This window comes from Glycomyces tritici (genome assembly GCF_030403505.1).
In genome coordinates this window covers 1,111,368-1,118,553 of sequence record NZ_JAUEMJ010000002.1, presented here as the reverse complement: position 1 = coordinate 1,118,553, position 7,186 = coordinate 1,111,368, and the positions used below count along the sequence as shown (strand labels likewise).

The 7,186-nt window shown below is 69.7% G+C and carries 7 protein-coding genes and 1 rRNA gene; all 8 read left to right on the top strand.

Annotation, left to right across the window (positions count from 1 at the left end):
• Position 1: 1 nt before the first annotated feature.
• The 8 genes from rrf (at position 2) to QWI33_RS10430 (ending at position 7,078) form a co-directional block, all read left to right on the top strand.
• Positions 2–118 (top strand): 5S ribosomal RNA (gene rrf, locus QWI33_RS10465).
• A gap of 130 nt (positions 119–248) precedes the next feature.
• Complete coding sequence (gene nadD / locus QWI33_RS10460; protein ID WP_289957194.1) at positions 249–851, top strand: nicotinate-nucleotide adenylyltransferase; 603 nt, start codon at positions 249–251, stop codon at positions 849–851.
• Between the two features lie 120 nt (positions 852–971).
• Positions 972–1,394, top strand: a complete 423-nt coding sequence (rsfS, locus tag QWI33_RS10455) for a ribosome silencing factor (RefSeq protein ID WP_289957193.1) — start codon at positions 972–974, stop codon at positions 1,392–1,394.
• Positions 1,391–2,047, top strand: coding sequence for a histidine phosphatase family protein (locus tag QWI33_RS10450; RefSeq protein ID WP_289957192.1), 657 nt, complete (start codon positions 1,391–1,393; stop codon positions 2,045–2,047). The genes rsfS and QWI33_RS10450 overlap by 4 nt, the downstream gene beginning before the upstream one ends.
• Positions 2,048–2,148: 101 nt before the next feature.
• Positions 2,149–2,613 carry a hypothetical protein gene (locus QWI33_RS10445; RefSeq protein WP_289957191.1) on the top strand — a complete coding sequence of 155 codons (465 nt, stop codon included), beginning with the start codon at positions 2,149–2,151 and terminating at the stop codon, positions 2,611–2,613.
• Between the two features lie 13 nt (positions 2,614–2,626).
• The gene (locus QWI33_RS10440) at positions 2,627–3,475 is read left to right on the top strand and encodes a DegV family protein (RefSeq protein ID WP_289957190.1); all 849 of its coding nucleotides are present in this window, start codon (positions 2,627–2,629) and stop codon (positions 3,473–3,475) included.
• Positions 3,476–3,943: 468 nt separating this feature from the next.
• Positions 3,944–4,669 carry a helix-hairpin-helix domain-containing protein gene (locus QWI33_RS10435; RefSeq protein WP_289957189.1) on the top strand — a complete coding sequence of 242 codons (726 nt, stop codon included), beginning with the start codon at positions 3,944–3,946 and terminating at the stop codon, positions 4,667–4,669.
• Between the two features lie 93 nt (positions 4,670–4,762).
• Positions 4,763–7,078, top strand: a complete 2,316-nt coding sequence (locus QWI33_RS10430; protein WP_289957188.1) for a ComEC/Rec2 family competence protein — start codon at positions 4,763–4,765, stop codon at positions 7,076–7,078.
• The last annotated feature ends 108 nt before the right edge of the window (positions 7,079–7,186 follow it).

Here is a 7,186-nt window from a genome sequence, read left to right as displayed (position 1 = left end):
GTTTGGTGGTGAGAGCGGAAGTGACACACCCGGTCCCATTCCGAACCCGGTCGTTACGGCTTCCAGCGCCGATGGTACTGCACTCGAGAGGGTGTGGGAGAGCAGGACACCGCCAAACATCTACTTAATAGAGGAGGCCCGACGCATAAGCGTCGGGCCTCTCTTTTTGCCATTTTTCAGGGCTTCACCTTTCCGGTGGAGCCCTTTTTGCGTGCCCTTGATTCCAGTGGCCGCGATAGGATTCGGCTGTGGTTGACCTGCCAGTTCGTCGCGTCGGAGTTTTCGGGGGAACATTTGATCCCCCGCACATGGGGCACCTTGTGGCCGCGAGTGAAGCGGCGTTCCGATGCTCGCTCGATGAGGTGGTCTTCGTCCCTACCGGCGACCCGTGGCAGAAGCACCACCTGAAGGTCACCGATGCGGCTGCGCGGCTTGCGATGACGCGGTCGGCGGTTGCGTCCGATCCGCTGTTCCGGGTCAGTACCTGCGACATCGAGCGGGAGGGTGCCACGTACGCGGTGGACACCGTCGCCGACGTGCGGGGGGAGTACGACGAGGAAGTAGAGCTGTACTTCGTGATCGGCGCCGACTCGTTGGAGAACCTCCACACTTGGCACCGAGTCGAGGAGCTGTGCCGGGCGGTGAGGTTCATCGCGTTGAACCGTCCTGGCCATTCGCGGCGCGAGGTCGACACGTCGTTCGGGGCGCAGGTCGAGTTCATCGACATGCCGGCGGTGGACCTCTCCTCGACGGAATGCCGGCAGCGGGTGCGCGACGGGCAGCCGATTCGGTACCTGGTGGCCGATCGGGTCGAGGCGTACGTGCGGGAGCACGGTCTCTACCGCGGCTGACCTTTGGGACGCTTCGCACAGCGACTGGCGTGAATCAGGGAAGTCGTCGTCGCACCCCACGTGTAAGACTAGAGCTGCGCCGGTGATGTGCCGGTGAGATTCCCGTTGTCAGGAGCGTTCGTGACCGCAAGTGAAACCGCCATGACCCTGGCCTTCGCGGCAGCCCAAGCGGCAGCCGACAAGAAGGCCTTTGCCATCAACCTTCGGGACGTCACTGAGAAGATCGCCCTCACCGACGTCTTCGTGATCGTCTCGGCCTCGAACGAGCGGCAGGTCCACGCGGTCGTCGACGCGGTCGAGGAGAAGCTCATCAAGGAGCACGACACTCGCCCGCTGCGCCGCGAGGGCAAGGGCGGCGAGCAGTGGGTGCTGCTGGACTACAACGACATCGTGGTGCACGTCTTCCACAAGGAGGCTCGCGACTACTACGGTCTCGACGGCCTCTGGAAGGACTGCCCCGAGATCGAGTTCGTCGATGAGACCGACGCTGAGCGGGCCCGCCGTGCCGAGTCCGTCGAGGGTGACGGCGAGGGCGGCGAGTGAACAGGCTGCTGGTCGTTCGCCACGGGCAGACGCAGTGGAACATCGAGGGGCGCATCCAGGGCTCGACCGACATCGACCTGGATGCGACCGGGGTGGACCAGGCGGCCGAGGCCGCTCCGGAACTGGCCGCCTATGAGCCGGCCCGGATCATCTCCTCGGACCTGCGGCGGGCGGTCGACACCGCTCGGCCCATCGCGGAACTGACCGGGATCGAGATCGAGCTGGACAAGCGCCTGCGCGAGCGCGCGTACGGCCCCTGGGAGGGCCTGACGCAGCGCGAGATCGCCGAGCAGTTCCCGGAGGAGCACCGGCGTTGGCGCGCGCAGGAGCCGCTGCAGCACCCTGAAATCGAGACGTGGGGCGACCTGCACCGCCGGACCGGCGAGGCCGTGCGCGACATGGTCGAGTCGGACGTCGAGGGGACCGCGATCGTGGTCTGCCATGGCGGTTCGGCGCGGCAGATCGTCGGCAGCGTCCTCGGGTTCGACGAGGCCTCGGCGAGCAGCCTCTCAGGCATGGACAACGCGCACTGGGCCGAGCTGCGGCGGATGCGCTCGGGCAAGTGGCGCCTGTTCGGGTACAACCTGGGTGTTCCGGCTCCGCACACGATCGGGCAGAGCCTGCTTGCGAAAGGCCAGCAAGCGGCCCGTTAACGACGGTTCCGGGCCCCCTGGAAACCTGGACTGTGCTCGCTTTGGCGTCGTAGGCTTCGGCCGAGGTGCAACCGCACCGGGCTCGGAGGCGTCAAACCGGCATGAATACGCAGACTTCGCGCGTTCGACGGATCGCGGGCCTGACCGGCCCGCTCGTCGGCGTGCTCATGGTGGCCGTGCTCGCCGCGTGCGGTTCGGGCGGCGGCGGTTCCGACGGCGAGACGTCCACGCCCGTGATCTCGGCCGAACCGACCAGTGCGCCCGAACCCACCGAGGAGAGCCCCGTGCCCGAGGAGACCACCCCCTACCTGGACCCGTCGCTCGGCGACTCGTCCAAGCCCGGTTCGTCGATGACCATCAGCGGCACGATCGAGGCCGGGGTCGAATCCGGCTGCCTCGTGCTCGAGCACGAAGGGACCGTGTACGGGATCTTCGGGAACTTCGACTCGTCGGTCGTGTACGCGGGCGCCACGGTCACGCTGCAGGGCAAGGTCGACGACGGCATGATGTCGACGTGTCAGCAGGGGACCCCTTTCGTGGTGGAGGATGCCCAACCTTCGGATTAGGTACTGTGGCGGCGTGACCGTCGTCGTCGTTACCGATTCCACTTCGGCTTTGCCTGAGCCGCTGCGCACTGCGCGCGGCGGCTTGACGGTGCTCGGTATCCCGGTGCTGATCGACGGCGTCGAGTACCGCGAGGGCGAGGACATCGGCGGCGAGGTGATCGTGCGGGCGATCCGGGAGGGGCACGAGGTGACCACCTCGGGCCTGCCGCCGGAGGAGTTGCGGGCGACGTACACGCGGCTGCTGGACGAGGGCGCGAGCGGAATCGTCTCGGTGCACCTGTCCGGGAGGCTTTCGGGGACGGTGGCCGCTGCGGAGGCTGCGGCGGCCGGGTTCGGCGGCCGGGTCGCGGTGGTCGATTCGCTCGGCGCGGGTATGGGGGTCGGGTATCCGGCGCTCGCCGCTCTTGAGGCGGCCGAGGACGGGGCCGCGCTGCTGGTGGCCGCTGCGGCTGCGCAGTCGACGATCGGGCGGACCTCGACCTACTTTTATCTGGACACATTGGAGTACCTGCGGCGTGGCGGCCGGATCAGTGCGGCGCGGGCGATCGTGGGGACGGCGCTGTCGGTGAAGCCGATCCTGGGCGTTGAGGACGGTCGCATCGACGTGGTGGAGAAGGTGCGCACGCCCACGCGCGGACTGCAGCGGCTGGCGGCGCTCGCGGTGGCCGACGCGGGTGAGGCCGAGGTCGAGATGACGGTGCACCACTTGGGTGCGGAACGTCGGGCCGAGGCGTTGGCGGGCTGGCTCGCCGAGCGGTTCGAGGGCCGGTTGCGGCGCATGGACGTGACGGAGGTCGGTGCGGCGGTGGGCGCACACTGCGGGCCGGGACTGGTCGGCGTGATCACGAGGCGCATCCCCTGACGACGGACTCGATTGGCGAATCAGCTGACTCTTAATCAGCGGGTTCGGGAGTTGAGCGGTTGGTGTGGCGCTTCGGGCCCGGGTTTGGGGCGGGGCGGAAGGCTTGGCACCGAGTCGGGGTTTCGGGCTGGGGTCGGGTTCGAGTGGCCGGTTCGCGCGCGTCGCTCGCGTTGCGCGTGGGCGCGATTGCGCTATAGGGCATGCCCCTTCCCACCCGCATCCACCTCCGACCAACCGAAGAATGAGACGACTCTCCCACACGGGTCCGACAATTTGTTGGCGCGTTGGGGCCGGCATTATGGCTGGTGGTTTGGGCTCCGTCCACACTTGTTGGGGTTATCCACAGGGACAGTTCGGGTTATCCACAGGCCGAAAAGTTGGGAGTCACGGCCGTATCCTTCGCTCGTTGAGCCGGGTATGGAACGCGAACTGCCACCCGATTCCGCCGCTCTCGCCGCGAGGCTCCGGATGCGGCTCAATGACTCCGTCGATGAACCCGGAGTCTGCAAGGAGACCCTTGACGCCGATTCCGGCGAAGCCGAACCGGAACCGGTCGTTAAACCGCCGCCGGCCCGTCGCTTCGACCAGCGGCTCGAGCGGCTCCAGAACCGCCTCGGCCTCTCCCACCTGAACCGCTGGGTCCTGGTGACCGTTGCGCTGCTGGTCGCAGCCGTCGGCTTGTCCGTGACCCTCTTGTCCTGGCCCGATGCCGAACCCGCCGCGACGGCGCCCGCGGTGCCCGTCGAAGCGAGTGCGGCCGCACCGGAGACGATCATCGTCTCGGTCGCCGGGGCCGTCAACGAACCGGGGATCGTGGAGCTGGAGGCCGGGGCGCGGGTCGCCGACGCCATCGAGGCGGCGGGCGGTCTGACCGAAGACGCGGACCCCGGATTCCTCAACCTCGCCAGAGTCGTCGCCGACGGCGATCTCGTCGCGGTTCCCGACGCCGCCGCGTCGGGCGCGCCGGTACCTGGAGACGGCACGGGCGGCCCGAGCGCCGGCGGTCTCGTCAACATCAATGTCGCGGGCGCTGCGGAACTGGACGCGCTCAACGGCATCGGTCCCGTCCTTGCTGAGCGGATCATCGAGTACCGCGAGGCCAATGGCAGCTTCCAGTCGCTCGACGAGTTGTCCGAGGTCTCCGGGATCGGCGCTGCACTGCTGGAGCAGTTGCGGGATCAGGTGACGCTGTGAATCGGTCATCCGGATTCGAGGGTCGTCGGGGTGAGCGCGCGGTGGTGACGATGCGACGGCGTGATGGGTCGGCTCGTGGGGGAGGGCAGCGCCTTGAGCTATGAGTTCGCGCTGCGTCCCGCGGCTTCCGAGGTGGTGCGGCGTGACTGGCGGCTGCCGCTCGTCGCGGCGGGCGTGTGGGCGGCGGCGCTGGTCGGCTTGTACGGCAACGTGGTCAGCGGGATGCTCACCGCGGCCGGGTGCGTGGCCCTGGTGATATGGGGGCGCAGATGGAAGCGCGGGTTCGCGGCGGCAGTTGCGACGGTCGCCTTCGGCGGGCTGCTCAGCGCGAGTGTCACGACTGTGCATGTGGCAGTGCGGGACCACGCCGGGCTGGCGGCGCTGACCGGGTCTGAATCGCACGGTGAGGCTGAACTGGTGCTGCACACCGCGCCGAAGCCGTCGACTCGTCGCCCGGAGCTGGTCACGGCGACTGCGCGGCTGCGCTCGTTCGACGCGGAGGGTGTTGCGCTTGAAGGCCATTGGCAGGTGCTGCTCGTCGCCAGCGGTGAGGAGTGGCTGGAGGTGAACGCGGGGCAGCGGCTGACCGTGCCCGCAGTGCTCCGTGAAGCCGATGCGGGTCGGTTGACGGCTGCGATCGTCAGCGCTCGCGGGCCTCCTGAAACCGTTGGGGCGCTGTCGCTTCCGTACCGGCTCGCCGCGCATGTGCGGGATCGGACGGCGGCCGCCGTCGAAGCGGTGCCGCAGCCGGAAGCGGGCCTGATCCCCGCGCTCGCGGTCGGCGACACCTCCATGATGGACCCCGAATTGGCCGCCGACTTTCGGGCGACCGGGCTGGTGCACCTGGTGGTGGTCTCGGGGTACCACCTGAGTCTGGTGGTCGGGGCGGTCTTGGCGGTCGCGTTGGCGTGCAGGGCCGGTCCGCGCGGGCGGGTGGCGGCCGGGGCGGTCGCGATCGCGGCGATCGTGGTGGTGGCCGGTCCGCAGCCGAGCGTCCTGCGGGCGGCGGTGATGGCGGGCATGACACTCCTGGCACTGGCCGCCGGCAGGCCCCGAGCGGCGATGCCCGGGTTGGCCACGGCGGTGCTCGTGGTGGTCCTGGCCGACCCGGACATGGCGGCGCAGGCGGGGTTCGCGCTGTCGGTCGCGGCGTGCGTGGGGTTGCTGTTCCTGGCGTTTCGCTGGGCTCGCCCGCTCGAGCACCGCGGTTGGCCGCAGCCGGTGGCACTTGCGGTCACGATTCCGCTGGCGACACAGGTCGCGGTGATGCCGCTGCTGGTCGGACTCGGGAGCGGGGTGAGCCTGGTGTCGGTCCCGGTGAACGTGCTGGCGGCCTTGGTGGCCGCGCCGGTGGTGGTGCTTTCGGTGGGCGCCGCCGCGGTGGCGGCCGTGTGGCTTCCGGCGGGCGCGTTTGCGGCGCAGCTGGCGGCCATTCCGGCCCGCTGGCTGGTCTGGCTGGCGCGCAACGGGGCGGAGATACCCGGCTCGCTGGTGCCGGTTCCGGGAGGCGTGTGGTGGGGCCTGGGGTCGGCTGCGGCGCTGGCGGCGTTGGTGGTGCTGCTGCAGATGCGGCGGTTGCGGGTGCCGGTGCTGGCGGTGCTCGTGGCCGCGGGTCTGGGGACGGTCCCGGCCTGTCTGATGACCGGGGGCCCGCCTTCGGGTTGGGTGGTGACCATGTGCGATGTGGGCCAAGGTGATGCGCTCGTGCTGCCGGCCGGAGACGCGGTGGTGGTGGTCGATGTGGGGCCGGAGCCCGCGGCGGTGGACGCGTGCCTGGACGAGCTGCAGGTGGACAGGATCGCGCTGCTCGTGTTGTCGCACTTCCACATCGACCACACGGCCGGGATCGCCGGCGCGATGGAGGGCCGTCAGGTCGACGCGATCCTCGCGCCGCCGCCCGGGGAGGCGCAGTACGGGTACGAGCTGGTGGAGGAGCGGGCCGGAGCGGTGCCGGTGCTGGAGGCGGTGCCCGGGCAGGTGTTCGCGTTCGGGGCGACGCGGTTGGAGGTGCTGGGGCCGCCGGCGGAGTTGCTGAGCGGCACGCGATCGGACCCGAACAACAACTCGGTGGCGGTGCGGGCGGAGGTGGCCGGGACGAGCGTGCTGCTGACCGGGGACGTGGAGCTGGAGGGTCAGCGCGCGCTGCTCGCGAGCGGGGCGGCGCTGGGGGTCGATGTGTTGAAGGTGCCGCATCACGGGTCGTCGTTCCAGGCGCGGGAGTTCCTGGAGGCGGCCGATCCGGCGGTGGCGCTGGTCGGGGTCGGGACGGGCAACGAGTACGGCCACCCGGACCCCGGGCCGCTGGGGGTGCTCGAGGAGGGCGGCGCGCTGGTGTTCCGCACGGATGAGTCGGGTCGGATAACGGTGGTGCGCAATGGGAATGTGTTCGAGGTGGTGACGGCGAACTGAGGCCGTGATGGGCCGGGCGTGCGCAGGTTCGGGGCGCGGTTCATCTGGGGCGGTTGCGAAAGGTCGCCTTTCGGGTGAATGGGGCGGCGGATGCCGCGGGGCGGGGCG

What these genes read in the sequence shown, in the direction of transcription:
- QWI33_RS10435 (WP_289957189.1), top strand. Translation starts at nt 3,944, where the DNA reads ATGCGGCTCAATGACTCCGTCGATGAACCCGGAGTCTGCAAGGAGACC.
- QWI33_RS10445 (WP_289957191.1), top strand. Translation starts at nt 2,149, where the DNA reads ATGAATACGCAGACTTCGCGCGTTCGACGGATCGCGGGCCTGACCGGC.